Source organism: Staphylococcus sp. EG-SA-2 (assembly GCF_017152085.1).
Genome location: NZ_JACYHC010000945.1, coordinates 1 through 897, shown reverse-complemented (window position 1 = coordinate 897; position 897 = coordinate 1). Strand labels below are relative to the sequence as shown.

The 897-nt window shown below is 34.1% G+C and carries 1 protein-coding gene; it reads right to left on the bottom strand.

The window, feature by feature from the left end; translation table 11 throughout:
- Positions 1-664: LLM class flavin-dependent oxidoreductase (locus tag IDG60_RS16515; protein ID WP_206160938.1), on the bottom strand; the 664-nt coding region annotated here is incomplete at its 3' end.
- Positions 665-897 lie beyond the last annotated feature (233 nt).

Genomic DNA, 897 nt, shown 5'->3' with positions numbered 1-897 from the left:
TTAAACATACAATAACATAAGGTTCGTCTAATACATCAGAAGGTTCAAATAACGTTTTGTAAATTTCGATAGCTTCTTTCATTTGTTGAGGTGCAAAATGTCCAGCGAACACATATGGAAGCCCTTTGCGAGCAGCTAAATGTGCAGAATCTGTTGAAGAACCAAGAATGTATAAAGGCACATTTTTACCTACTGCTGGATAAGCACGAACATATGCTTGTTGGTGAGCTGGGCCGAAATATTGTTGTAATAATGAAACTTCTTCTGGAAATTTATAAACACCATCATGTTGATCTCGTCTTAATGCACTTGCGGTCATCATATCTGTTCCAGGTGCACGTCCTAATCCTAAATCGACACGATTTGGAAATAATGTTGCCATCGTGCCGAATTGTTCCGCAACGATTAATGGAGCATGGTTAGGTAACATGATTCCTCCAGAACCTACACGTATGTGTTTCGTATGTTCTAACGTATGTTGAATCAATAAAGCAGTTGCTGAACTTACTAGGTTGGGAGCGTTATGGTGTTCAGCAATCCAATATCTTTCATACGATAATTCATCTAAATGTTGTGCGAGCTTAACCATATCATTAAATGCTGTTCGTTCATCGTCACCTTCTCGAATAGGGACAAGGTTTAATGCTGAATATTTAATCGCCATTTTTATATCGTCCTTCCTTTTTTATGATATAAGAAGTATACCAATCGAATAACCAGATAAATATTAAATTGCTCATAACCAAAATAATAGTACGTTACATTTTACAAATGAAAAAATATCTGCAAATACTAAAATTTATAAAAAAGACAAGAATAAAGCGATAAACTTAAAAAAGCCTATCGAAAAGCATGTGTAGAAAATGGTAAAATATAATTAAAAACATTATAAATAAA